Genomic DNA, 532 nt, shown 5'->3' with positions numbered 1-532 from the left:
CATCTGCACTGCTCCACCAGTGCTATCGAGGTAGTCGCGCACGATGCGACTCTTGTGCTGTGCGGCGCCGTCCCAGATGATCATCAGGCGGCGCTTGAGGTGCGCGCGCAGTGCCTTGAGAAACTCCACGATCTGTGCGCTCTTGATCGCGCCGTCATAAAGGCGGAACAGGCAGTTGTGATAACTCWGACCCGCGATGGCCGAGACATGTTTCCAGTTGAAGTGGAACTGGATGACCGGAGTTTGACCTTTCGGCGCCCAGGTGCGCACGCGCGTGGGTCGTTCCGAGAGCCCAGACTCGTCAATGAAGACGATCAGCCGTTGCTCCCGCGTACACTTTTTTTGAGCACCGGCCAGGTCTTTTGCTTCCACGCCAGGACGGCGTCCTCGTCGCGTTCGATAKCGCGTCGATCTGGGCGTTGGGGTGAGAAGCCGAGCGAATCCAGAATGCGCCAGACATGGGCCTCGTTGTATGACACCCCGAAGCACACCCCGAAGCGTTGCTCGATGAGTAGACGCACCCGTTTGAGCG

The 532-nt window shown here is 60.0% G+C and carries 1 pseudogene; it reads right to left on the bottom strand.

The window, feature by feature from the left end:
* A pseudogene (locus AC1DS3_RS39405) lies at positions 1-532 on the bottom strand (IS630 family transposase); the annotation flags it as partial.

This window comes from Cupriavidus sp. 01L46, from assembly GCF_056399905.1.
Note: the sequence above shows the minus strand (reverse complement) of the source record. Positions and strands in the feature narration are given on the sequence as shown.